Source organism: Enterococcus faecalis (genome assembly GCF_029024925.1).
Taxonomy (GTDB): Bacteria; Bacillota; Bacilli; order Lactobacillales; family Enterococcaceae; genus Enterococcus; species Enterococcus faecalis.
This window is the reverse complement of the sequence record NZ_CP118962.1, coordinates 490084-513049: the sequence shown is the minus strand read 5'-3', so window position 1 is coordinate 513049 and position 22966 is coordinate 490084. Positions and strand designations below refer to the sequence as shown.

Genomic DNA, 22966 nt, shown 5'->3' with positions numbered 1-22966 from the left:
GACTAACATCCTGCCTAATTTTTTGTTTTAAGCGCAAGTATGTGGGGGCTCATTTAACGGCTGCCGGTTCGTATCTACAATTATCTACTCAATGAATGGAAAAATTGTCCTCTTCTGCCTTAAACAAAAGTGAACTGTTTTCTACTAAAAGGAGTGATCGTTATGGAAAACGACAAGCGAATTTATAAATGGGACAACGTGAAACTTTTTTTAATTTTCTTAGTGATTTTTGGGCATATTTTAGATCGTGAAGCTTCTCCTTCACGACTCATGGAAACGATCAACTTTTGGATCTATTCATTCCATATGCCGGCCTTTATTTTTGTCTCTGGACTCTTTAGTAAACATGCCATTAAACAACGAAAATATCTACGCTTACTTTCCTTTGTTTGGCTTTATCTCTTAGCGAAGTTGTTGATTACACTTGCTAATTTCGCCTTTGCAAATAAAATGAATTTTGATTTACTGAACGAAACGGGCGTTCCTTGGTACTTACTTTCCTTAGCAAGTTTCTACTTAATTACCATCTTTCTTCAGCGCGTTCAGCCGAAAATCATGTTGCCCATCATCATTGTTATCGGCTGCGCCTCAGGCTATTTACCTGTGGAAGGTTTCTTGTCTTTAGGACGGACTCTGGGCTTCTTCCCTTTCTTCTATTGTGGCTACTTAATGGATATTCAAAAGCTACAAACCTTTTTAGATCATCGCAAAGTCAAATGGGCAGCGATAGGCGTAATTTTAAGCTCCTTTTTATTTGTAAATAGTCAATGGTCATTGGCAACGAAATTTTGGGGCTTCTTAACTGGTTGGGCTTCCTACGCTGAAATTAGTCCGGCCTTTGAATACAGTAGTTTCATTCAGCTGTTCTTTTACGTTTCTGCAGCATTGGTGTCTCTTTCTTGGTTTGCATTATTGCCGAAACGAAAGTTACCTTTAAGCGCCCTCGGAAAAGATACCCTCTACCCTTATCTCTTGCATATGCCCTTAATTATTCTGTTGGAAAGTGGTTTGCAATTAGACACACTCTTTAAAGAATGGTTTACTTTCCGAATCTTGGCGCTCTTCTTCTTAGCCCTCTTCATTTTAGCTATTACGAATATGCCTGTGGTGAAACGGGGAGCGGATTATCTTTTTAATCCAATTGCGTATGTGTTGCCAAAACAATGGTTAAAAGTTAAATAAAAAAGAAGAGCGTGGGACAAAAATCACTTTGGATTTTTGCTCCACGCTCAAAAACTGTTAAACGGCGAGAGTTGCAATGTTTCACTGTGAAGCATGAACAGATGAAATCATCGTACCTACTTGGTTTTTGGAGCTAAACACTTTTGTCTCAGCCTCCACTTTTATCTCAGATTTTTTCCAACTATTGAAACAATCCTTTAATTTTATCAAACAAACCATCGGTCGTTGTATCAGCTAACATCGCTGTAATTTTATGATAGTGTTCGCCTAATTCATCTTTATGTTCTTCAATGAATTGTTGCGCATGTTCCACGTTACCTTCTCCAATTAAATCTTTTGCTTTTTGAACTAATTCTTCTACGTTCATTTTCACACGTCCTTTGATTAAATAGTTAACAATAAGTGTTTCACTCATTGCCTTTTCTCCTATTTATCGTATCGTGGGATCCTTTGATTTGCAAGAAATTTTCAGTAAATTGACGGTTCTGATTTTGGGTTTTTAAAAGGCAAAAATTGCAAAAAAAGCTGTTTTCGAAAATCGAAAACAGCTTTTTTACTTTACTTCGCTAAACGATAAATCGCATCTGCATAAATAGCAGCTGCTCGGAATAAGTCATCTAATTCCATAAATTCGTTGGCTTGGTGCATTGTGTCTGTGTAGCCAGGGAACATTGCGCCATAGGCAACACCACGTTTTAATAAGCGGCCATAAGTACCGCCACCAATGATTTGTTCTTGGCCTTTTTCGCCTGTATGGTCTTCGTAAACTTGTAGTAACGTTGCCACCAATGGATCATCAACTGGTACATAATGCGGTTCTTGGTTGCGATCTCCTTGTGTTGCAGTGACCGTTTCACCGACTGTTGCTTGAACTTTTGCTTGTAATTCTTCTGCTGAAGTTCCTTTTGGATAGCGGAAGTTTAATGTTACTAAGCTATTTTCAGGATTTTCTGGATCAAAGTTAACAATCCCAGCGTTCATTGTCAATTTACCCATTTTTTCGTCTTCAAAAGCCACACCTAATTTTTCGCCATAAAAATCTTCATGGATAAATTCAGCAATGGTATTAATAAAGCTGTATGCGCCTTCTGCAAAGCTGTAATCATTTAAGAAAGTTGCCAAGAAAGTCGCTGCGTTAATTCCAGATTGTGGGCTAGCACCGTGAGCACCTTTACCAACTACATGAAAAGTCACTGTTTTATCTGAAAGTTCTGCGTTACCTGAAATTTTTGCTTCTTGTTTGATGAATGTTTCAAAGCTAGCAGCTAGTGAAGCCGCTTCGTCTGCTGAAGCAGCCGTTACAACAGCATCTGCTGTTCCCGGAACCATGTTTTCACGTAAGCCAGATTTGAAGCTTTCTAATTTATAATCAGCACCGTTACCGCCTCGGAAAGTTAAACGAATCGTCACATTTCCTTTTTCCCCATTAATAATTGGGAACTCAGCATCTGGTGAGAAACCAAAGTCTGGCGCTTCTTCATGTTGGAAATAGTAATCCATATCGCCCCAGCCGCTTTCTTCGTCACTTCCTACTACGAAACGGATTTTTTTAGACACGGGTAAGCCTAATTCTTTGATAATTTTCATTGCGTAATAAGCAGCCATACTTGGGCCTTTATCATCGCTTGCACCACGTGCATAAATTTTGCCATCTTTAATGACTGGTTCATAAGGATCTGTTTCCCAACCATCACCAGCAGGAACAACGTCCATATGACCAAAAATCCCTAACGTTTCGTCGCCTTCACCATATTCAATGTGTCCAGCGTAATTGTCGACATTTTTCACCGTAAAGCCATCACGTTCACCATACGCTAACATGTGTTTTAAGCCAGCAACTGGTCCAGGTCCAAAGGGCGCTTCAGGTGTTGCTTGTGCATCATCACGTTCACTGTTGATCCGTAATAAGTTTTGTAAATCTTCTAATAAGTCGTCTTTACGTGCTTCGACTTCTTTTGTCCAATCAATTGTCATTTGTTGTCACTCCTATTCATAAAGTTCTACATAGTCAATCATACCATTTTATGCAGAAAAAGAAAGAAACCCGACACTATTTTTCGAGAAAATTTTTATCTTTTCCGCAGAAAGGGCTGGGTTTTTGTTTATTTTAATTGAGGTATGATTGTTTAGGTTGTAGTTGTTGCAATTCGGCTTCTGTTAAGGGCCGATATCCCCCTAGTTCTAACGTTTCATCCAACCATAGTTCGCCCATTCGTAATCGTTTTAAATACGTCACAGGTTTGCCTACAGTGGCTAACATCCGTTTGACTTGATGGAATTTCCCCTCTTGAATCACTAAACGGACTACGGAAGTCCCTTCTTCCTCATTGATCGTCTCAATGACTAAACGACTTGGTTTAACTATTTCTCCATCTTTCAAGGCAAATCCTTGCGCAAACAGTTGACAATCTTCCGCTGTCACAAGTCCCTCAACTTCAGCTAAATATTCTTTATCCACATGCTTTTTGGGTGATAATAATTGATGCGCTAACTGGCCATCATTTGTTAATAGAAGCAAGCCTTCAGTATCTTTATCCAAGCGACCAACTGGGAACAAGTCGGCACGGTAATCCTGATCAGTTAACAAGTCAATTACCGTTTCATCTCGCTGATCTTCCGTCGCAGAAATGACACCTTGTGGTTTATGCAACATGTAATAAAAGAATTTCTGATACGTAAGAATTTCTCCCATCAAGGCAATTTGATCTGTTTCTTCATTTACTTGTGTTTTGGCTTCTTTTACGACGTCACCATTCACCGTAACGACTTTTTTCTTTAACAATTGTTTGATTTCTTTACGACTACCGATACCAACATCGGCTAAAAATTTATCTAAACGCATCGTCATTCCTCTTTCCTTTAAAAAAATAGCTTGGGACATAAATCGAATCGATCGATGTCTCAAGCCTTGTCTCTTAAGAGAATCTGCTGAAAGGAGTTCAATCAGCTATTATTTAATATTGAATTTTGCACGTAATTTTGCGGCATTTTTCCCTAATAAACGATCAGCTAAGCGAATCTTCAAGACCGAATAGCCATAAAAAGCGCCTCCTGCAGCAGCCACAATTACAACGATAATGAAGGCTTGGAAACGTCTAGTTGGATCTAAAAATAGATACAAGAACTGACGGAAAATCAAAGCGATAATCATCATGATGACTGTAATACAGAACATTAACAATGTTCGCCGTAAGGTTAATTTGTAATTAAAACGTGTCACTTGACGAATTCTTCTTAGAATCAATACGCAAGAAACCGTAAAGCCAATCATCGTTGCTAATAACGGACCGTAAACTTCAAATAAACGGATTGCGGGGAATTGCACGATTAATTTCACTGCTAAACCAATTCCTAAATAACGCATTGCGTCACGATTTTCATACATCCCCATTAACATATTTGACACTAACATATACAAGCCCAAGAATAAACTAGCATAACAAGCTTGCACTAATAAAGAAGTGCCTAAAGCATCTGGCATGTAAAAAACAGTGTATAGTGGTTGCGCTAAAACAATCATACCAAACGTTGCTGGCAACATTACAAACACAAAAAGTTGTAAATTATTACTAATCAAACGCGCTAACTCACGGTGATTTTTTAAGGTGACCGCTTCTGTAATCAACGGTAATCCAGTAGCCGAAATCGAAGTTGCTAAAGCCACGACAATCATGGTTAATTTGTCCGGATTGGCATTAAAAATACCGAAAAGCTCTCGTAATTGGGTATCTGAATAATCCGTAAACAAACGCATAAAGTTTGAGAAAGTAAACTGATCGACAAGTTTAAAGACAGTCACTCCTGAGCCAACTACGATAAAAGGAATCGCCTCTTTAAAAGTTTCAATCAATAACTCTTTTGGAGCAATTTCATGTTCATTGGCGCTGTGTTCTTCTAAATAATCAAATAATGGTTTTTGTTTGTACATGTAATAACCTAAAACCGCAAAACTTGCGAGCATCCCAATAAATGCCGCAAAAGTGGCTTGGGTCACCGCTGTAACGTAATTACCTTCAAAGACTTTCATGATAATAAAAGCAGTTAATAACATGTAAAAAACTCGTGCTACTTGTTCAACAATTTGTGATAAAGCAAAGGGCATCATTTCTTGATTTCCTTGGAAATAACCGCGAATGACACTCATGCTTGGGAAAACTAAAACGGCTAAACTTAATGAACGCATTGTTGGAACTAATTCAGGACCTCCGCCAGACAAAGCTGCTAATGCCGGAGATGCCAAATACATCACAATAGCAAAAACCACACCTAAGCCACCCATTAGTTGTAAGGCACGATAAAAAAGCTGTCGACTAATTTTATATTCGTTCAATGAATTATAATGCGAGGTCTGCTTGGCAATCGCACCTGGAATTCCGGCGGTAGAGATCATTAGGAATAAGGCATAAATCGTATACCCCATTGAAAACAAACTGTTCGCTTCGTTTCCGTGCTCGCCCATCCAAGCGTACCAGGGGATGATGTAAATCGCCCCTAACATGCGGGAGATAATATTACTAGCTGTCATCCAAGCTGAGCCTTTGACCATTTTTTCTTGGTTCGTCAGGATTGGTTGATCAACTGAATTTGGTTGATTGATCATTTTGTCCTCCAATATTCTTTGAGTATGCTTTCTTTATTTTAATTGTTCATCTTGGGATATGCAACGACTTTCTCGAAGAATTATCCTATTTTAACATTTCTCATGGATTTTCTCACGCTAACGAGATGGTTTTTTTAAAAGAAAAATAATGCTATAATGACATCAGTTTTGAAATTTCGTTGAAACGTTTGGAGGCAAAAAAAGTGACGATTTCATTATTCGCAATTCGCGATTGCTTAGAAAAAGAAGATTTATTAAAAGAATTTATTTCACCAGAAGGCTGGCACTTGACCCTTTCCGACACGTTAGGTCAACGAGAAGTAACGGCTCTTTCTTACGATTCGAGAGACGTAACAGCAGAAACACTCTTTTTTTGTAAAGGATTAAACTTTAAAGAAATCTATTTAGAAAATGCTGTAAAAGACGGCCTAGAAATCTATGTTTCTGAGGTGCCTTATGAGGTTCCAGCACAACTAGGAATTATCGTGACTGACATTAAAAAAGCAATGGCTGTGTTAAGCATGGCTTTTTATGATTATCCACAAAATAAATTAAAACTGATTGGCTTTACTGGAACCAAAGGTAAAACAACAGCGGCTTATTTCACCAAATATATTTTAGATGTTGCTACACAACAAAAAACAGCCTTGCTTTCTACCATGAATTCGACATTAGATGGCAAAACATTCTTTAAATCTGCCTTGACTACACCCGAATCTTTGGACTTGTATCGAATGATGGCAACCGCTGTTGCTAACGGGATGACTCATTTTATTATGGAAGTTTCTTCCCAAGCCTACAAAACTAATCGTGTCTACAAGTTATTTTTTGATGTCGGCATTTTTTTAAACATTACCCCCGACCATATCAGTCCAATTGAACATCCAACCTTTGACGATTACTTTTATTGCAAACGTCAATTGATTACACATTCTAAAGTCATTGTGTTGAATCACGAAGCTGATTATTTTCCATTACTTAAAGAAACCGCACAACAGCAAAAAGTCCCTGCCATTGTCTATGGCAGTCAGCCAGCTCCAGAAGTTGACTATTCATTCGCTGTTTCTTCAGATGATTCCTTACGTTTTATCGTTGCAAGTCCTGCAGATGCGTTAGGATTGGCCGGCTCTTATCACCTTCGTTTAGGTGGTGATTTTAACAAAGGTAATGCGTTAAGTGCGGCGATCGCTAGTGTCCTTGTGGGAGCTTCAAAAGAAGAGTGTCAACAAGGGATCGCAGCAACCACCGTCCCTGGCCGGATGGAATCTTTAACGAATACCAACGGTGCAACCGTCTATGTTGATTACGCTCATAACTATGACAGTTTGAAGAATCTTTTAACCTTTGTCCGTGAAGAACATCCTGACGGCCGCTTAATTGTTCTTGTCGGTAGCACGGGAGACAAAGCGATTTCTCGCCGCAAAGACTTTGGTAGGGTTCTTTCTGAATTGGCTGATGTTGCAGTCCTAACAACCGATGACCCAGCCAGTGAAGATCCAGCAAAAATTTGCCAAGAAATCCAAGCCCATATTACCAAAGAAATGCCTGTTTACACCGTTTTAGATCGTGGCGAAGCAATTGCTCACGCATTATCTTTAAGCACAACGGCTGATGATGCGATTGTCTTAGCTGGTAAAGGCGCCGACCTTTATCAAAAAGTAAACGGCGTAGATGAACCTTACGCAGGAGACTTTGCCCTTGCGAAAATGATTATTGACAAATAATTTTTTAGAAGCATAAGGATTATCACTTACTATCTCAGTATGATCCATTCTTATGCTTCTATTTTTTATTCTTTGTGTGTGAACATTTGCTATAATAATTCTAACTAAAAATAAAGGAGAATTTATTCATGGATATTTGGAAAAAAATGTATGAATACGCAAAGAAAGAATACCATCCTCAAGAAGTAACACCATTTATTTACACACACCATGTCGTCTGTGCCCTAGAGGCAGAAGATGGACAATTATTTACCGGCTTTTGTTTTGAAAGCTGTTGTGGTGTTCTAGATTTATGTGCAGAACGAGTTGCCGCTTTGAATATGTATGCCGATAGTGGACAGACAGTGATTAAACGAATTATTACTTTTCGGGACGATGTTCCTAATGGAATTTCTGGTATGCCTTGTGGTGCTTGTAGAGAATTATTGCTCCAGCTTTCTCCTAAAAATGCTGATACAGAAATCTTAGTTGATTATCAAAAACGAGAAATAGTTCGGTTAAAAGAGTTAATGCCTAAGTGGTGGGGTTGGTCACGTTATACTAATGACTAAAGAATAAAATTAGCTATTTCAAGATAATAAGATGTTAATTTTGTAGTCCTCTCTATTATCAATTACTGGCATTCATTTTTAGTTACACACAAGAAAAAAACAAGCTGCAACCACTTATCAGCAAAGGTTGCAGCTTGTTTTTTAAAGAACTTCTTTTATTTTCGTTACTTCTTCTTCTGATAAGCCATGACCGCCATCCACTAGTAAAAAGTCGACTGGAAAATGTTTCTTTAATTGATTAGCTAAAGAAAGAACTTGTCCCGGAATACTCAACTCATCCTGAGCCCCTGTTGTGACAATCACTTTTGTCGCAAACTCACCAGATACATATTGATAGCCTAAATTGCTTGGATGCAGTAAAATAACAGTGTTAGCAATAGTCGGGTTCTTTTCTAACAGGCCTAAAATAAAATTGGCACCGTTAGAGTACCCTATAAAAATAACTTCATCGTATAACTTTTGCGGTTGCCAAACTTCTTCTAGAAACGCCGTCACTCGCTCATCAAAGTTAGCACGAGGTAATGCTCCATTGACTAATGGCGCAAAAAAGCGTCGCTGTTCGCCTACACCTTCTGTCCCTAAGTAACTTAGAACACTCGCTTCTGGATAAAGGGTTGCGATGGTCGTTAATAATTGATATTCATTGCCACCAGTACCATGGAAAGCGACAACTAATTGATTAGGTTTCGACCCTTTTTGAAAAAATTGTTTCATTTAATAAACCTCCAAGAAAGGAATTTTACTATGTATGCACAAATTCATCACATCTCTATTTTAAATCGATTGATAAAGCCTACATTTGACTTCTATCATAATACACTGGGATTAAAATTACTAATGAAAACGATCAACCAAGATGACCACACCATGTATCACTTGTTTTTCTCAGATAATGAGCAACGAACAGGTACCGAATTAACTTTTTTTGAATTGAATGATGGCCAAGATCAATCCTTTGGAACAAATACGATTGAACGAACTATTTTAAAAGTACCAACGCGCGCCTCTTTGGATTTTTGGGCAGAACGTCTTGAGCAAGCGGGTATCTGCCACTATGGTGTGGAAACATTTAACCAACACCCAATTTTGCGTTTTGAAGCGCCCGATAATACGCAAATGGCGCTTGTTCCGTTACGTGAATTTGAAAATGCGGAAGATTATTTTCCAGCTGAACATGCTGAAATTCCAGTAGAACATGCAATTTTAGGCATTGATGCAATTCAATTACGCGTCCAATATGCCGCAGCTACTAAACAACCTTTAGTGGATTATTTACATTGGCATGAAAAAGAAACAGTACCTTTTTTTGAAACTGCGCATGAAGTAACCGTTCTGGAAAATCATCATCCACAGTTTTATCAAGAGGTGCACATCATTGATGACCGTACCAATCCGCTTGCCATTGAAGGAATTGGTGGCGTTCATCACGTCGCCTTTGGGGTGGAAGATACGCAAGAATTAACGCAAGTTGATAGCCTGTTAGAGGAAAAGAATTTTACAAACTCAGGAATTAAAGACCGCGAATTTTTCAAATCATTGTATTTTAGAGAACCGAACCACTTGTTATTTGAAGTAGCCACACAAAAAGGCCTGCTAGATGCCGAAGCCTATGAAAATCAAAGTTCAAACTTTGATGAAATCCCCCTTTATTTGCCTCACTTTTTGGCAGATCAAAGAGAACGAATCGAAGCGATTTTAGCACAACAACGCCATGAGTAAACAAAAATAGCGGTTCTAACCGCTATTTTTGTTTTTTAATATCCTATTATTGCCCTTTTTTGAAAAAAAGGAGTACACTAATAGTAGATGAACTGCGCAAGGAGGTGAGTACATGTTATCTAAGGAAGAAGTTCTACACTTATTGAACGAAGCAAAAAAAGAAGTCGATCGTTTAGAAACAAACCGCCAAGAAGATTTAGGTAATTCAATCAACTATATTGAAAATGAATTACAGCTCCAACGTGTCTTATCTCAAGTGGAAGCTTATGAAAAAGTACTTGGTTAATTGATTACGTATTAAATGAGAGAGGAGCAACCAGATTCAGGTGAATGAATCTGGTTGCTCCTCTCTCATTTTTTACTAGACTAATTCGTAAGCAAGTTCTCGTGCAATAATTTTTGCGGTTGTTTCAGCGATTTCTCCAGTAAAGCCAATGCATTGTTCCATATGCTCAGGTGAACCCATCGTCATTTTACTTGTCAAAATACTGCAGCAAACCACTCGATGCTTTTGTCGAAAACTTTGATGCAATTCGTTGGCTAAAGCCATCGTTTTATTTACTTGTTCTCCTTTGGCTTCTGTCCGACCAAAAAAGTAGCCCAGACACATAACCCCGCCTGAAAGAGCACCACAAATACACTTCGCTCCTCCAACACCTACAGGAAACCCAGAAGCCATGGCCACAGCTTCAATGGGAATCTCCGCATCGAAGTGTTGCCGAATGGTCGCCACAATCGCTTCCGAGCAATAAAAATCACCGTTACGATAATAGGCTTCCGCTTCTTCTCTGATTGCTTGTAAACAAATTCTCTTTTTCAAAATGCCCTCCATTCTGTATCCGCTTTCATTTTATGAATAAAAGGATGCCAAGCATCCCTTTATTTTATAGATTTTCTGCAGAGGTAAATACTTCTGACACATCATCATCGTCTTCTAACTTGTCAACCAAGCTCTCTAATTGCGCTTTTTGTTCATCGTTCAAGGTTAGTAAGGTTTGCGGAACCATTGTTAATTCAGCTTGTGCTAATGAATAACCTGCTTGTTCTAAAGCATCGCGAACCGCTGTAAAATCTTCTGGTGCTGTGTAAATTTCAAATACTTCTGGTGATGTTTCTAAATCCTCGCCGCCTGCTTCCAAAACGACTTCTAGCATGTCGTCTTCCTCAATTGCATGATCTTCTCTCTTAATGACAATATAGCCTTTACGATCAAACATATAATTCACCGAACCCGTTTCACCTAAAGAGCCACCATTTCGAGTAAACGCGACGCGAACATTGGTGGCCGTTCGGTTGCGGTTATCTGTTAGTGCATGAACTAAAACTGCCACGCCACCTGGCCCGTATCCTTCATAAGTTACCTCGTCATAATGTTCCCCTTCACCAGCACTACTGGCTTTTTTTATGGCGCGCGCAATATTATCATTGGGCATATTGGCTGACTTAGCTTTATCGACTGCTAAACGTAAAGCAGGATTCATTGCGGGGTCAGGGCCACCTGCTTTTGCCGCCATATAGATTTCCCTTGAAACTTTTTGGAAAATTTTCCCACGTTTGGCATCTTGCGCATTTTTACGCCCTTGAATGTTGCTCCATTTGCTGTGTCCTGACATCCTTGATTCCTCCTGACTTTTCGTTACTATTCTCCTTTATTCTACTCTTCTTTTCAGTTAGGAACAAGCGCTACCAAAAAAAGACCCTCGCTTATCCATCTTTCTGACGAATAAACGAAGCTCTTCTAAATTAGCGTCTTCTTTTTTTATTTTTCTTCAAACCATGAACCACCAAACAAATAACGATGGCTGTCAAAGCACCCATGGCATCCAACATAACATCTTGAAAAAGAGGGGTCCTTCCGCCTGTGATCATTTGATGAAATTCATCTAAACCTGCATAGCCAGTAGCAGCTAGCCAGGAAACAACAGCTGTTAAAAACAGACCTTTGATTCTTGGCACTAATCCAATAAACCAACTACCACCTAATAGAAAATACGTACCAAAATGGGCTCCCTTACGAATAAAAAATTCAACAAATTTACTATAACCACTAGCTTGAATGCTCACTTCACTGCCAGCATATTGAAAAGAAATATTTTTTAATTGTTCTTCAAAAGGATGACTGCTCAGAAGTTTATCTAAAAGACCAACTTGTGATTGCTGTTCATACGTCTGTGATGAACTGAAAAATAAAATGGCCATAATTACAAACGCAATGACTAAATATAAATTACTATCTTTCAAATAATTTTTCATATAATCCTCTTTTCTTGGTTTCAAGTTGCCCCGTGCCTGCCACGGAAAATTCTTTTTTATTATAGTCGGTTTCGAGGGAAAAAGAAACAACTTCTCTTAGGTCTTATGATATACTGAAAAGAAAAAAATGAAAGAAGGATTGGATATGACCTATTCTATTACATGGGATTTAGACAGTATTTTCCCCAATGGGAGCGAGTCCAAAGAACTTAGCCAACGAATGACTCAATTAACCGAACAGACAAAAGAGTACCATCAATTAATCACAGAATGGACACCAGAAAGTGCCCAAGGCAAAGAACAATTTGCTGAAATCTTAACGTTACAAGGGAAAATCTCAAATGGCTTTTCACAATGTAATAGTTTTTTAACTGCTTTAATTTCTGCTAATACTAATGATACCAAGGCCAAAATTTTATCAGGCGATTTATACAATCTGTTGCCAGCGATTCAATTAGCTGAAACCATTTTTACTAAAAAAATCACCGAGATTTCAGCAGAACATTGGCAAGCCCTGTTAGCCGAAGAACCGTTCAAAACAATGGCTTTTCGCTTAAATGAATTACGCCGTGATGGAAAAAAACTGCTTTCCGAACAAGAAGAAAATATCATCAATACGCTTTCTCTAGATGGGTTAAATGCTTGGAGTACACATTACGATACGATTGTTGCTTCCATTGTGATTCCTTTCGAAGAAAAAGATGGCTCTGTGACAGAACTATCTGCAGGCCAAGCCTTTAACCGCATGATGGGAGATCCTGACAAAGAGGTTCGTCAACGTTTGTTTACAGCCTGGGAGAAAGCTTGGAGTGGCAAAGCTTCAATTTTAGCAGACACCCTAAATCACTTGGATGGGTTCCGTTTATCTGATTACAAATTGCATGGCACTACAGATTATTTAGAAAATCCCTTAAACTATAATCGAATGAGTCAAGAAACATTAACGGTTATGTGGGAAACTATCCAAAAAAATAAACAACCATTCGTCGACTTTCTAACGCGCAAAGCGCAATTATTCGGCAAAGAAAAAATGGATTGGCAAGACCAAGATGCACCAATTATTTTAGGTGATTTAGAAGAAAAAACGTATTCCTTTGATCAAGCCGCTGCCTTTATTTTAGAAAATTTCCGTAAATTCAGTCCAAAAATGGCTGATTTTGCCCAGATGGCTTTTGAAAAAAGTTGGATTGAAGCTGAAGATCGTCCAGGCAAACGTCCTGGGGGTTATTGTACAGAATTACCTGAAACACAAGAGTCGCGTATTTTCATGACCTTTGGCAATTCAATCAACGAAGTAGCTACTTTAGCCCATGAATTAGGTCACGCTTTCCATAGTAGCGTGATGTGGGATTTACCTTCATTGAATCGAGAGTATGCCATGAACGTAGCAGAAACGGCTAGTACCTTTGCAGAATTGATTGTTGCTGACGCCACCTTAAAAGAGGCCAAATCAGATGTTGAAAAGATTAACCTTTTAGACACAAAAATGCAAAATGCCATTGCCATGTTTATGAACATTCATGCGCGTTTTATCTTTGAAAATAATTTTTATCAAGCGCGCCAAAAAGGTTTAGTAGCGGAAGAAGATATTACTGAATTAATGTTAGCGGCGCAAAAAGAAAGCTACAAAGATAGTCTTGGCAGTTATCATCCTCATTTCTGGGCGAGCAAATTGCACTTCTTTATTGATGATGTGCCTTTCTATAATTTCCCATATACTTTTGGCTATCTATTCAGCATGGGTATCTATGCGTATGCCAATCAACAAGGCAGTTCTTTTGAAGACCAATACATTGCGTTATTAAGAGACACTGCTTCGATGACAAGCGAAGAATTAGCGAAAAAACATTTAAATGTTGACTTAACAAAACCTGATTTCTGGCAAGCCGGCATTGATCAAGTCCTAAAAGATGTGGAACAATTCATGACTTTAACTGAAAACTATGTAAACTAAGCAAAAAAGAAGCAGTAACCAACATCAGGTTACTGCTTCTCTTTTTTCAAATAGTTTCGATACGCCAGATAGCCCACAAGCATTAGTCCAAACGTAACAAATTCAACTACGGGCATGGCTAACCAAACACCGGTTAATCCTAGTAATTTCACCAAAATAAATAAAACTGGCACAATTAAAAAGAACCCACGCAAAGAGGAAATCATTAGCGCCATTTTCGGTTTACGAACTGCCGAAAAGTAATAAATCCCCATAAAATTCAATCCTGTAAACAAGAAGGAAATCGCATATAAGCGGATGGCTGTCCTAGCAATTTGCGCCAACTGATCGTTTCCTTCGCTATTAAAGACCTCAATAATTTGTCCCGTAAACACTTGACTGATTAAAAAGAACAGGAAGCCGGCGACCAAGTACGTAATAAAGCTAAGTTTAACAAATTTACGCAACACCTTCGTTTCCCCTAAACCATAGTATCGGCTGAGTAATGATTGCGCCCCTTGCCCAATCCCTGTAAAAATGGCAATCACAATAATATTGAGGTTGGCAACAATCGCATAAGCTGAAATCGCCACATGACCAACTAAGTTTAACAAAACAATATTAAATAAAAACATGACAAAGGCCGAAGAAAATTCATTTAAAAAGGAGGAAAAACCAATCGACATAATTTCTCGAACATCCTGAAATTTCACTTTAAACTTTTCAAAACGTAAAACTCGTTGCGGCGACCACTTATGCAACGTAATCAGGATTAAGCTTGTTAACGGTGACATCACCGTTGCAATGGCCGCACCTGCCATACCCCACCCAAATTGATAAATAAAGACATAATCCAAAATAATGTTGACAATTCCCCCACTGACAAAAGCAATCGTTGCCAAACGAGGATTATGGTCATTTCTTAAAAAAGTAATCAGGCAATTGTTAAAAATAAATAATAATGAACAGCTAAGGTAAATCATATAATATTCCTTTGCCAAACCAAACAAGACACCGGTCCCCTGAAGCCCCCGAATAATTTGATCGGAAAAAATCAAGCTCACTAAAGTAAAGAGACTCCCTATAACGAAAACTAACCCAATCGTTAAACTAAAATACTGATTGGCTTTTTTGATTTCTTTTTGCGCAACCGTGGTCGAAAACAACGTAGCGCCGCCAACGCCAAACATCCAACCTAATCCATTAATAATATTAACGAGTGGTAAGACAATGTTAAGCCCCGCCAACGCCTCGGTGCCGATCCCATTTGCAATGAAAAATGTGTCCGCCAAAATAAAAATTGATTGCGCCGCCATACTTAAAATTCCTAACAGAACATTTTTATAAAACAACGCAGTAAAATGGTTTTGCTGTGTTTGCTCCATACCCAAATCTCCTTCTAACAAAAAAAGGACTCATTCTTTTTGCTTCAAGGCTTACGCAAAAATCAGAATCCTTCAATTATTCAACCCAGCGATTAAATAATCTGTCTATTTATTGATACTTCTAGGGTAGCATTCTCTCTTCGAAAAAACAACCATCCTTTTATTTTTCTCATTTTAAACTTTCTTAAGCAGTTGCAGTTGTTTTTGAACCACTTGCCAATCTTCTTTCACGACTTCTTTTAAACGATAATTATAAAAGACAGCCGCTGGATGGAAGAGTGGAATGATTTGATAGGTTTTCTGCGTCCAATGATAATTTTGTGATTGCTCATCAAATGTTTGAATGGGCGACTGAATGACCGTTCCGTGCACTGCAGTGATTGTTGGCTTTGGTCCTAAAAGTCGTTGCAACCCAATATTCCCCAGTGTCAAAATTAGTTCAGGTTGGCAAACAGCGATTTCCCAATCAAGCAAAGGCGCAAAAATTTTGATTTCTTCTTTGGTTGGCGTTCGATTAGGAAATTTGGTTACTCTTTCTCCCGTTTTTGCAATCTGCTTCGTTTTTACAGAAAAAGGTCGACTCCTAACCGCACTGGTGATATACACCGTTTCACGACTTAAGCCAACTTGTTGTAATTGTTCCATCAACAATTGACCTGAACGCCCTATAAATGGTACGTTTTCTTTAATTTCTTCTTTTCCAGGGGCTTCCCCAATCAGCATCACTTTTGGCTGTTGCGGGCCTTGACCTTCCACAAAACCTTCTAATGGTAAGTCTTTCGCTTTAGCTAAAACTGCTTTTTTCAGATGTTCAGGATAGTGCATTTACCATCACGCCTCTCTTCTGGTGTTCTTCCTTCGCTATATTGATTATAAATAAGGCCCAAAAGAAACTCAAAAAAAGGAGCCTATTCATTTAAGCGCTGGTTTTTCTACACACAAAGCTTTGTCTTTAGCTAAATAAAAAGGCCGTAAGTAACCAACTAAATTAGACATTGGTAAAACCTCCGTTGGTAAGTCAATCTTCAATGTCTCTTTTAAATAGGCTTTGCGTGTCGCAATCCGTTGCCACATGTCTGGATAAGTTTGCTGAATCTCTTTTTGCAATGTTTCATCAGCCAAAGCCACACATTCTTCTGCACTCACCCCTGTATAACCAGGTACAGAAGGAATAATATCCACTTGAAAGAGCATGCCACTTTCCAAGCGAATGGCTGAATCTGGATAAATAGGCGACGACATCCATTCATCATCCGAAACTAAATGCCCAGGATTCAAATGCCAGTGATAGATTTCTTTTGGTAACTGTTCTTCAATCGCTTGGTACATTTCTCGCCCTAACAGTCCGATTCGAATGGTTTCAAGCCAGTGAACGACAGCTTGAAAATAGGGTTTTGCTACGCGCTCTAAATAATCACGTTGCGCTTCTGGCAATTGCTGCTCGTTTTCAATAACAAAACCTGTTCGGCTAGACAAGCCGCCTTTGTAGCCTGTAGTTAATGATAAGGCATCACCTAACTGAATTTCTTTGGCAGTCGGATACATGTTTGCATATTCAAAACGTTGACCAGTTGCCGCAATGGTTACTACCGTCGGCGTTTGACCTTCATCATTTAACAAAGCCCCAATGTCCGTTTCACGCTGTCCTACTTCAATTGCATTTAAGGCCTTTAACATACTGCGAGAAGCCAAATTCGCCCCATATTCATAGTGCGCCAATTCGTTGGCATTATTTGTTGTGCGGGCCCCCTTTGCTCCAATCAATAAGTGGGTCCCATTTAGTAAACGAGCTTCTTTCGGCAGCGCTTTTTTCAGTGCTTCGACAATAAAATGTGGCACATCAAACATCGTAGCGGGTTCTTGCTGTTGTGTCGTAAACATTTTCCAACCAACGATACCTATTTTTTGAGCAGTTTCATCGAGAAGCGTTTCAAAAATCTGCGACAACTTTTGTTCCCCAGCCATTGGTTGATTAGGTAGCGAAAAAGCTGGATAATGAATTAAATCGGCTGAGATGCGGGCATGTTGGCACAGTTTTAAATTTTCATTGCCTAAAATAAGTGTCGTCGCACCATCCTTATTTAACACAAGGAGTCCTTCTTCAAACCTCGGAATAAAGCCAGTTAAGTATTCAAAATTACTGCCATGCTCTTTGTCTGCATAGAAGACCAATTGATCGAATTTTTCTGTTTCCATTCGTTGTAATACTTTCTGCTTACGCGCCATCATCGTTTCATTCGTCAAATACGTTGGAAAAACATTCTCAAAAACAGTAGGTTCAGCAATATGTGTATAATTAATTTTTCGCTTCATTATTATCCTCCATTATTCATCTGCGACAATCAACGTTACGCCTGCTTGCGCTAATTGCTCACAGAATTTTTCATCAGGTCGTGTATCTGTCACTAAACAATCAATTTCTGTTAATTCGCAAATTTTAAATAAACCCGTTTTGTTTAATTTCGTTTGGTCTGCTAAGGCAATGACTTGTTTGCCTTGTTGAATCATTCGCCGTTTGACTTGACCTTCTTCTTCTGTGTGAATAAATAATCCTTGTTCAGATAACGCAAACACACCTAATAATGTATAGTCGGGGGCAAATTCCCCAACCTTAGCGACTGTTTCTGCCCCAAACAAAAAGAGTTGTTGTTTATGCAGTTGCCCAGGTAATACTGTAATTTTTGTCTGATCCATTTGCGCTAGAAGTAGCGCATGACTGAGAGAGTTCGTGATCGCGTGAATCGGACTATTTTCCATCGCTCGAATAGCTGCTTCCACCGTGGTTGATGAATCAAAAAAAATGGACGCTTGTTTGGGAATATTTGCCCAAACTTTTTGGGCAATCGCTTGTTTTTTCTCTGGATGCTTCATTATTCGTTGAGCATAATCGTAAATAGTTGCTTCAGACTGAACTGAGATAGCGCCACCGTGCGTTCTCTTTAAATGTCCTTCCTTTTCTAAACGAATTAAATCTCGCCGAATAGTATCTTTTGAAACGGAGACTTGCTCCGCTAACGCTTCCATGGAAATACTTTTTTGTTCATTCACTATTTTTTGAATCTTGGCTAAACGTTCTTCAATCAACATGCTTCCTCACCTCTTCTAAGTAAAGATAGCACCTTTTGCATCATTTTGCAAACAAATGCAAAACAATGCAAAAAAAAGACAAAAAAACTAGTCCTTCATTTTCTAACGAAGGGCTAGTTTGAGAGTGGTTTTAATAGGTAAATTGAATAATCATGCCGCTAGGATCTTCTAACGCAAGTAAATGATCTTTGGCAATAAAATGTAACTTTGCTTCTTCCGCATTGGCTTGGACGATCTCTAAATCTGCCGCAGTTGGTAAACGGAAGGTGTAATTTTCTAAGCCAAATTGATTTTCTTGAATCGTTGGCAGCTGTTTGCCGCTCCATGTATTTGTCCCAATATGATGATGGTACTGACCCGCTGCAAAAAACTTCGCTTGTTGACCAAAGTTAGACTTTAAGCCAAACCCTAAATTTTTATAGAACGTTTCAGTGGTATCTAAATCGGCCACTTTCAAATGAATGTGCCCAATTTTAGAACCTTCGGAAATTCCTAGCCAGTGACCGTCAGCTTCTGCAGCTAAACTATCACCGTCTAATTCTTCTGTCACACCGATAATTTCACCATTTGGACGAATATCCCAGACTTCTTCTGGTTTATCCCAATAAATTTCGATGCCATTATTTTCTGGATCACTTAAGTAAAGGGCTTCACTATAGCCATGATCTGCTGCGCCAATTTGCACATTTTCCTGCAAAAGCCACAGCAACATATTGCCTAAATCTTTGCGGGTTGGTAGCAGGAAAGCAATATGGTACAAGCCAGTGGTACCCTGACTTTCTTCCCCAGCTGTTAGTTCTTTTAAGACAAGAATTGCATCGTTGGTGCCTTGTGGCGCTAGCCAAGCACGTCCCTCTCCTTGTTTTAAAAGTTTTAAGCCAATTGTTTTCGTATAAAAGTTTACCATTTTATCTAAATCAGCCACTTTCAAAGTGACTTGTTGAATCCCAATATTACTTGGTAATGCTTGAACCATTTGCTTTCACTCCTTTCCTCTTCGTTTTACTAAAGCAATGATTTAGTTGAATTCTTTAAAACGAGCACTATCTTCCATGTATTCTTTTTCGCCAGCTGGCGCTTCAATGGAACCAATGACCATTTGTGCACGTAAATTCCAGTTTGCAGGAATTGACCATTCTGCAGCAACCGCTTCGTCAATAACTGGATTGTAGTGTTGTAGGTTTGCGCCGATATTTTCTTGCGCTAAGGCAGTCCAAACGTTCGCTTGTGTTAAACCAGTTGCTTGTTCAGACCAAACAGGGAAGTTATCCGCATATAATGGGAAGCTATCTTGTAAGTTTTTCACGATATCTGTATCTTCAAAGAATAAAATTGTGCCCGCACCAGCTGCAAAACCTTGTAATTTAGCTTGTGTGTTTGGAAATGCTTCTGCTGGAGTTAATGGTTTTAAGGCGTCTTCAGTCATTGCCCATAATTTTTTGTGAGCATCGCCGAATAAGAACACAACACGTTGTGTTTGAGAGTTAAAAGCTGTTGGACTTTCTCTAACAACTTCTTTTACTAAAGCAGTTACTTCTTCTTTTGAAATTGGTAAGTTTTCTCCTAAAGCATAGATTGAACGACGGTTTTTCATCATTCCAGTAAATTTTGACATAATATGTTCATCCTTTCGAATTTCCTCAGTAAATTCATTTAATTTTGTTTACATGCTTACTATACTACCTTACTAAAAGTAAGTAAAGCTTTTTGTCTTACTTTTTGTAAGTTTTTTTATTTTTTAGTGAAAAACCTTATTCTACCAAAGAAAAAACAACCAGCTTTTTTCTAAGAAAAAGAAAAATCTGGTTGTCGATTAATAAATGTAGAAGTCAATTGAATCGTTTTCGGCCGTTTTTCTTGAAATAAATGTGTGGCTTTTTCCCCTAACTCCATTAATGGATGACAGATTGTTGAAAAATTTAAAATTTCACTTAATAAAGTTTGCTCCTGTCCCACTAAAAAGAGTGGTCTTTCAATAACGGCTTGAATCCCTGCGGCAATTTCATCACCGTTGGTCACAACCGCTTGGAGCGTTGGATCTTGCCCACAGTGACGTCCTACTTCACACCCATCTTCATAGGTTAAACAGTCCTTAAATAACCGATTTTCAGGAATCACTCCATAAATTTCCTGATATGCGTCAACTAAATAGCATGCGCTTGTACTTTTTTCTGGTGCACGGTTAATCGTAATTGCCACTTCACTACATCCTTGTTGTTTCAACGCTTGGAAAACCCGCCGATAAACGGTTAAACGATCGATATAGATACTAGCATAACTAGGGTCTTCTATTTTTTCACAAAAAACAACTTGCTCTTTATACGGAGCAAACACACTTAAAGGATTTGCCTTTGACAAAACAATCATGCCATCAAACGCACCCGTGGCCATTTTTTCCAAGTAACTTTTTTCAACTTCTTTATCATAATCCGTTGGTAATAAACTGACCATCATCCCTTGCTGAAATGCTTGGTGGATAATCCCACTTAAAATAGCATCAAAATAAGGTTGATTCGTATAAGGAACCATGACACCTAATGTATTACTTTTCCCAAAGCTAAGATTTCTCGCTAATATATTGGGCTTATAGCCCAACTCATCGATAATTGCTTGGATTTTCAGTCGTTTTTCTTCAGAAACATACGGATGATGATTAATCACACGCGAAACAGTCGTGACTGAAGATCCTGAAAGGCGCGCAATTTCTCGAATTGTTGTCATACTTTCACCCCATTACTTTACAAAATTGAGTTAAATAAGGCACAATCCCTGTCCCGTAATCAACAAAACGATAAAAGGTCTCCTGCCAAGCAAAAGAAATTTCCTGAATATCCTCCTGCTGTGTCAAGTGCCACTCCGTTATCTGATGGTACGGAATTTCTTGATGCCAAATCTTATAGTATTTTTTGGGACTATTTAACTGCAGACTTTTGGCCGTCGTAGTCACCGAGACAAAATAGTAATCCATACCAAGTCTATCGCTTATCTCCACTATAACATTCATTTTCATGCCCTCCAATATTTTGATACACATAGCTTACCTTATGAAACGCGTACCAGAGCAAGAGGAAAAATAAAAAAAGTGAGACCATGTTATACTAGATGTATCATATAAAAGCAAAGGATGAGTGCAATGGAAACTGTTACAGTAGCAACAAAAAGCGACTTACTAACAAATTTGAACAAGCAAACAGATGAAATCATTATCTCGGGGGCACTTGCACAAGAAATTTACCACTTAAAAAAACAACAATTAACCGAAACGGAAGAAATGGGCTTTTTAGTGGTCAGCCAAGGCGCTGGCTCATTTTTAACCTATTTAATCGAGAAGTTATCCTATATAAATTCGGCGCTATCGCCAGAAGAACAAAAAATTGAACATGCGATTTTGCGTTTGTATGTTATTAAAAAATTAACTCCAGAAACTACTTTATTATGTCTAAAACAGTTAGATTATTAAAATTTTATTTAATCAAGATAGACCAATTTCCCGCGTACAACGAGTCCCTTTCATTAATCACTTGATATAATTACCTTTATTCAAGTTCCCACCATTGTCATTATCGATTAACCAATGGTATATTAGAAGTAACAGATAAGTCATTTTATTTGAAAAAGTGTTTGGGAAATGTTTGGGGAGGAATGTTTATGTGTCAACCGCAGGAAAAAAAGAAAGAAATTTCTGTTGCTAAGTTACGTTATCGTTTTGAATTACCAATGATTATCATTGGTTTTGTTTTATTGTTTTTAGCATTGGGGTTAGTCGCTTTATTGATATTGAGTGATTTGCCGATTCCTGACTGGTTATTAATTGTCTTAATTGCGCCAATTGCGCCAGTCATTGCTTTTTTTACCATTCGTTATATGTACATGGATACTGCTTCTAACGGAGTGGAAATTACAGAAAATCAGTTACCAGAAATTTATTCCTTGTATATTGATTTGGCAAAAGAAATGGGCTTTGGCACTAAAAAATTAAGGATGCCACGTCTTTATTTAATCAACGGGAATGGTGTCTTAAACGCTTTTGCGGCAAAATGCTCTTTACACAGACGCTATGTTGTCATTCACAGTGATTTGTTGGACATCGCGTACAATACAGGCGATTTTTCGCTGATTCGCTTTATTTTGGCACACGAGCTAGGACACCATAAATGTGGGCACACTAATTTATGGCGGCTAATGTTATCCATTATTTTGAAACCAGTTGCGTTAGATAAAAGTTTTACAAGAACGCAAGAATATACCGCTGATCGCGCAGGTTTATACTACGCAGAAGAAGGTGCTTTAAGCATGATTTATTTATTTTCAGGAAAATATATGGGCAGTCGTGTGGATTTAGAAGAATACTTTCACAGTATTGATTTACATGATGATACCATCTGGCTTAAATTGAGTAACTTCTTATCCGATCATCCTGTTGGCTTCCGTCGAATGCAAACATTGAAAAAAGCCAAAGATACTGGCAATTGGGAAGTTCATGGAAAATTTTTCTAGCAAGAGCCAACCATCATTAAATAAACGTGCTGGGA

At 38.5% G+C, this 22966-nt stretch carries 24 protein-coding genes; 8 read left to right on the top strand and 16 right to left on the bottom strand.

Translation table 11 applies throughout. The features are described from left to right. Positions 1-162: 162 nt before the first annotated feature. Entirely contained in the window at positions 163-1182 is a 1020-nt protein-coding gene (locus PYW42_RS02630; RefSeq protein WP_010816093.1) for an acyltransferase family protein, read from the top strand. Positions 1183-1363: 181 nt separating this feature from the next. Here PYW42_RS02630 and PYW42_RS02625 read toward each other — a convergent pair whose 3' ends face one another. The 4 genes from PYW42_RS02625 to PYW42_RS02610 form a co-directional block, all read right to left on the bottom strand. Next, the gene (locus PYW42_RS02625; RefSeq protein WP_002355504.1) at positions 1364-1597 is read right to left on the bottom strand and encodes a hypothetical protein; all 234 of its coding nucleotides are present in this window, start codon (positions 1595-1597) and stop codon (positions 1364-1366) included. Between the two features lie 143 nt (positions 1598-1740). Then, positions 1741-3156, bottom strand: a complete 1416-nt coding sequence (gene pepV, locus PYW42_RS02620; RefSeq protein WP_002358655.1) for a dipeptidase PepV — start codon at positions 3154-3156, stop codon at positions 1741-1743. A gap of 133 nt (positions 3157-3289) precedes the next feature. After that, positions 3290-4024, bottom strand: coding sequence for a pseudouridine synthase (locus PYW42_RS02615; protein WP_002381239.1), 735 nt, complete (start codon positions 4022-4024; stop codon positions 3290-3292). Positions 4025-4132: 108 nt separating this feature from the next. Then, complete coding sequence (locus PYW42_RS02610; protein WP_002364837.1) at positions 4133-5782, bottom strand: putative polysaccharide biosynthesis protein; 1650 nt, start codon at positions 5780-5782, stop codon at positions 4133-4135. Between the two features lie 203 nt (positions 5783-5985). Between PYW42_RS02610 and PYW42_RS02605 the strand changes: the two genes are divergently transcribed. Together PYW42_RS02605 and PYW42_RS02600 are read left to right on the top strand one after the other, a co-directional pair. Continuing rightward, positions 5986-7506, top strand: coding sequence for a UDP-N-acetylmuramoyl-L-alanyl-D-glutamate--L-lysine ligase (locus PYW42_RS02605; RefSeq protein WP_002389726.1), 1521 nt, complete (start codon positions 5986-5988; stop codon positions 7504-7506). A 128-nt stretch (positions 7507-7634) separates the two neighbouring features. Beyond that, a complete protein-coding gene (locus PYW42_RS02600) occupies positions 7635-8057 on the top strand; it encodes a cytidine deaminase family protein (protein WP_002364839.1) in 423 nt (140 codons plus the stop codon). Between the two features lie 141 nt (positions 8058-8198). Here PYW42_RS02600 and PYW42_RS02595 read toward each other — a convergent pair whose 3' ends face one another. Next, positions 8199-8771 carry an alpha/beta hydrolase gene (locus PYW42_RS02595; protein ID WP_002358653.1) on the bottom strand — a complete coding sequence of 191 codons (573 nt, stop codon included), beginning with the start codon at positions 8769-8771 and terminating at the stop codon, positions 8199-8201. Between the two features lie 30 nt (positions 8772-8801). Here PYW42_RS02595 and PYW42_RS02590 point away from each other — a divergent pair, with 30 nt between their 5' ends. Together PYW42_RS02590 and PYW42_RS02585 are read left to right on the top strand one after the other, a co-directional pair. Then, entirely contained in the window at positions 8802-9776 is a 975-nt protein-coding gene (locus PYW42_RS02590; protein WP_002361234.1) for a ring-cleaving dioxygenase, read from the top strand. Positions 9777-9888: 112 nt separating this feature from the next. Next, a complete protein-coding gene (locus PYW42_RS02585) occupies positions 9889-10062 on the top strand; it encodes a hypothetical protein (protein ID WP_002355495.1) in 174 nt (57 codons plus the stop codon). A gap of 75 nt (positions 10063-10137) precedes the next feature. Here the strand turns inward: PYW42_RS02585 and PYW42_RS02580 are convergent, their stop codons facing one another. The 3 genes from PYW42_RS02580 to PYW42_RS02570 form a co-directional block, all read right to left on the bottom strand. After that, on the bottom strand, positions 10138-10608 hold the full coding sequence (locus tag PYW42_RS02580; RefSeq protein WP_002384891.1) for a C-GCAxxG-C-C family protein: 471 nt from the start codon (positions 10606-10608) through the stop codon (positions 10138-10140). Positions 10609-10660: 52 nt separating this feature from the next. Then, positions 10661-11389, bottom strand: a complete 729-nt coding sequence (locus PYW42_RS02575; RefSeq protein WP_002389653.1) for a YebC/PmpR family DNA-binding transcriptional regulator — start codon at positions 11387-11389, stop codon at positions 10661-10663. 130 nt (positions 11390-11519) lie between these two features. Beyond that, positions 11520-12029 carry a VanZ family protein gene (locus tag PYW42_RS02570; RefSeq protein ID WP_002366143.1) on the bottom strand — a complete coding sequence of 170 codons (510 nt, stop codon included), beginning with the start codon at positions 12027-12029 and terminating at the stop codon, positions 11520-11522. A 127-nt stretch (positions 12030-12156) separates the two neighbouring features. Here PYW42_RS02570 and PYW42_RS02565 point away from each other — a divergent pair, with 127 nt between their 5' ends. After that, the gene (locus PYW42_RS02565) at positions 12157-13983 is read left to right on the top strand and encodes a M3 family oligoendopeptidase (protein ID WP_002399760.1); all 1827 of its coding nucleotides are present in this window, start codon (positions 12157-12159) and stop codon (positions 13981-13983) included. Between the two features lie 29 nt (positions 13984-14012). Here PYW42_RS02565 and PYW42_RS02560 read toward each other — a convergent pair whose 3' ends face one another. The 8 genes from PYW42_RS02560 to PYW42_RS02525 all read right to left on the bottom strand — a co-directional run bounded on the left by PYW42_RS02560 (position 14013) and on the right by PYW42_RS02525 (position 21444). Further along, positions 14013-15347 (bottom strand): MATE family efflux transporter, encoded by a 1335-nt coding sequence (locus tag PYW42_RS02560; RefSeq protein WP_010709008.1) that lies wholly within the window; start codon positions 15345-15347, stop codon positions 14013-14015. 174 nt (positions 15348-15521) lie between these two features. Further along, positions 15522-16172: a uracil-DNA glycosylase gene (locus PYW42_RS02555; RefSeq protein WP_002355481.1), complete on the bottom strand. Its 651-nt coding sequence runs from the start codon at positions 16170-16172 to the stop codon at positions 15522-15524. A gap of 87 nt (positions 16173-16259) precedes the next feature. Further along, positions 16260-17660, bottom strand: a complete 1401-nt coding sequence (locus PYW42_RS02550) for a M24 family metallopeptidase (RefSeq protein WP_002389549.1) — start codon at positions 17658-17660, stop codon at positions 16260-16262. A 12-nt stretch (positions 17661-17672) separates the two neighbouring features. After that, positions 17673-18434: a DeoR/GlpR family DNA-binding transcription regulator gene (locus PYW42_RS02545; RefSeq protein WP_002375902.1), complete on the bottom strand. Its 762-nt coding sequence runs from the start codon at positions 18432-18434 to the stop codon at positions 17673-17675. A gap of 130 nt (positions 18435-18564) precedes the next feature. Beyond that, positions 18565-19410, bottom strand: a complete 846-nt coding sequence (locus tag PYW42_RS02540) for a VOC family protein (protein WP_002389584.1) — start codon at positions 19408-19410, stop codon at positions 18565-18567. Positions 19411-19452: 42 nt separating this feature from the next. Next, positions 19453-20049 (bottom strand): nitroreductase family protein, encoded by a 597-nt coding sequence (locus tag PYW42_RS02535; RefSeq protein ID WP_010816092.1) that lies wholly within the window; start codon positions 20047-20049, stop codon positions 19453-19455. A gap of 170 nt (positions 20050-20219) precedes the next feature. Beyond that, a complete protein-coding gene (locus PYW42_RS02530) occupies positions 20220-21155 on the bottom strand; it encodes a LacI family DNA-binding transcriptional regulator (protein WP_002389685.1) in 936 nt (311 codons plus the stop codon). A gap of 4 nt (positions 21156-21159) precedes the next feature. Further along, entirely contained in the window at positions 21160-21444 is a 285-nt protein-coding gene (locus tag PYW42_RS02525) for a hypothetical protein (protein ID WP_002364844.1), read from the bottom strand. Positions 21445-21558: 114 nt separating this feature from the next. Here PYW42_RS02525 and PYW42_RS02520 point away from each other — a divergent pair, with 114 nt between their 5' ends. Both PYW42_RS02520 and PYW42_RS02515 read left to right on the top strand, forming a co-directional pair. After that, complete coding sequence (locus tag PYW42_RS02520) at positions 21559-21894, top strand: hypothetical protein (protein ID WP_025189130.1); 336 nt, start codon at positions 21559-21561, stop codon at positions 21892-21894. Positions 21895-22076: 182 nt separating this feature from the next. Further along, positions 22077-22931, top strand: a complete 855-nt coding sequence (locus tag PYW42_RS02515; protein WP_002411173.1) for a M48 family metallopeptidase — start codon at positions 22077-22079, stop codon at positions 22929-22931. Positions 22932-22966: the final 35 nt, after the last annotated feature.

Bases quoted from the DNA above. Each gene is read 5' to 3' on its own strand.
- PYW42_RS02630 (WP_010816093.1), top strand. From the start codon at position 163: ATGGAAAACGACAAGCGAATTTATAAATGGGACAACGTGAAACTTTTT.
- PYW42_RS02625 (WP_002355504.1), bottom strand. From the start codon at position 1,597: ATGAGTGAAACACTTATTGTTAACTATTTAATCAAAGGACGTGTGAAA.
- pepV (WP_002358655.1), bottom strand. From the start codon at position 3,156: ATGACAATTGATTGGACAAAAGAAGTCGAAGCACGTAAAGACGACTTA.
- PYW42_RS02615 (WP_002381239.1), bottom strand. From the start codon at position 4,024: ATGCGTTTAGATAAATTTTTAGCCGATGTTGGTATCGGTAGTCGTAAA.
- PYW42_RS02610 (WP_002364837.1), bottom strand. From the start codon at position 5,782: ATGATCAATCAACCAAATTCAGTTGATCAACCAATCCTGACGAACCAA.
- PYW42_RS02600 (WP_002364839.1), top strand. From the start codon at position 7,635: ATGGATATTTGGAAAAAAATGTATGAATACGCAAAGAAAGAATACCAT.
- PYW42_RS02595 (WP_002358653.1), bottom strand. From the start codon at position 8,771: ATGAAACAATTTTTTCAAAAAGGGTCGAAACCTAATCAATTAGTTGTC.
- PYW42_RS02590 (WP_002361234.1), top strand. From the start codon at position 8,802: ATGTATGCACAAATTCATCACATCTCTATTTTAAATCGATTGATAAAG.
- PYW42_RS02585 (WP_002355495.1), top strand. From the start codon at position 9,889: ATGTTATCTAAGGAAGAAGTTCTACACTTATTGAACGAAGCAAAAAAA.
- PYW42_RS02580 (WP_002384891.1), bottom strand. From the start codon at position 10,608: ATGGAGGGCATTTTGAAAAAGAGAATTTGTTTACAAGCAATCAGAGAA.
- PYW42_RS02575 (WP_002389653.1), bottom strand. From the start codon at position 11,389: ATGTCAGGACACAGCAAATGGAGCAACATTCAAGGGCGTAAAAATGCG.
- PYW42_RS02570 (WP_002366143.1), bottom strand. From the start codon at position 12,029: ATGAAAAATTATTTGAAAGATAGTAATTTATATTTAGTCATTGCGTTT.
- PYW42_RS02565 (WP_002399760.1), top strand. From the start codon at position 12,157: ATGAAAGAAGGATTGGATATGACCTATTCTATTACATGGGATTTAGAC.
- PYW42_RS02560 (WP_010709008.1), bottom strand. From the start codon at position 15,347: ATGGAGCAAACACAGCAAAACCATTTTACTGCGTTGTTTTATAAAAAT.
- PYW42_RS02555 (WP_002355481.1), bottom strand. From the start codon at position 16,172: ATGCACTATCCTGAACATCTGAAAAAAGCAGTTTTAGCTAAAGCGAAA.
- PYW42_RS02550 (WP_002389549.1), bottom strand. From the start codon at position 17,660: ATGAAGCGAAAAATTAATTATACACATATTGCTGAACCTACTGTTTTT.
- PYW42_RS02545 (WP_002375902.1), bottom strand. From the start codon at position 18,434: ATGTTGATTGAAGAACGTTTAGCCAAGATTCAAAAAATAGTGAATGAA.
- PYW42_RS02540 (WP_002389584.1), bottom strand. From the start codon at position 19,410: ATGGTTCAAGCATTACCAAGTAATATTGGGATTCAACAAGTCACTTTG.
- PYW42_RS02535 (WP_010816092.1), bottom strand. From the start codon at position 20,049: ATGTCAAAATTTACTGGAATGATGAAAAACCGTCGTTCAATCTATGCT.
- PYW42_RS02530 (WP_002389685.1), bottom strand. From the start codon at position 21,155: ATGACAACAATTCGAGAAATTGCGCGCCTTTCAGGATCTTCAGTCACG.
- PYW42_RS02525 (WP_002364844.1), bottom strand. From the start codon at position 21,444: ATGAAAATGAATGTTATAGTGGAGATAAGCGATAGACTTGGTATGGAT.
- PYW42_RS02520 (WP_025189130.1), top strand. From the start codon at position 21,559: ATGAGTGCAATGGAAACTGTTACAGTAGCAACAAAAAGCGACTTACTA.
- PYW42_RS02515 (WP_002411173.1), top strand. From the start codon at position 22,077: ATGTTTATGTGTCAACCGCAGGAAAAAAAGAAAGAAATTTCTGTTGCT.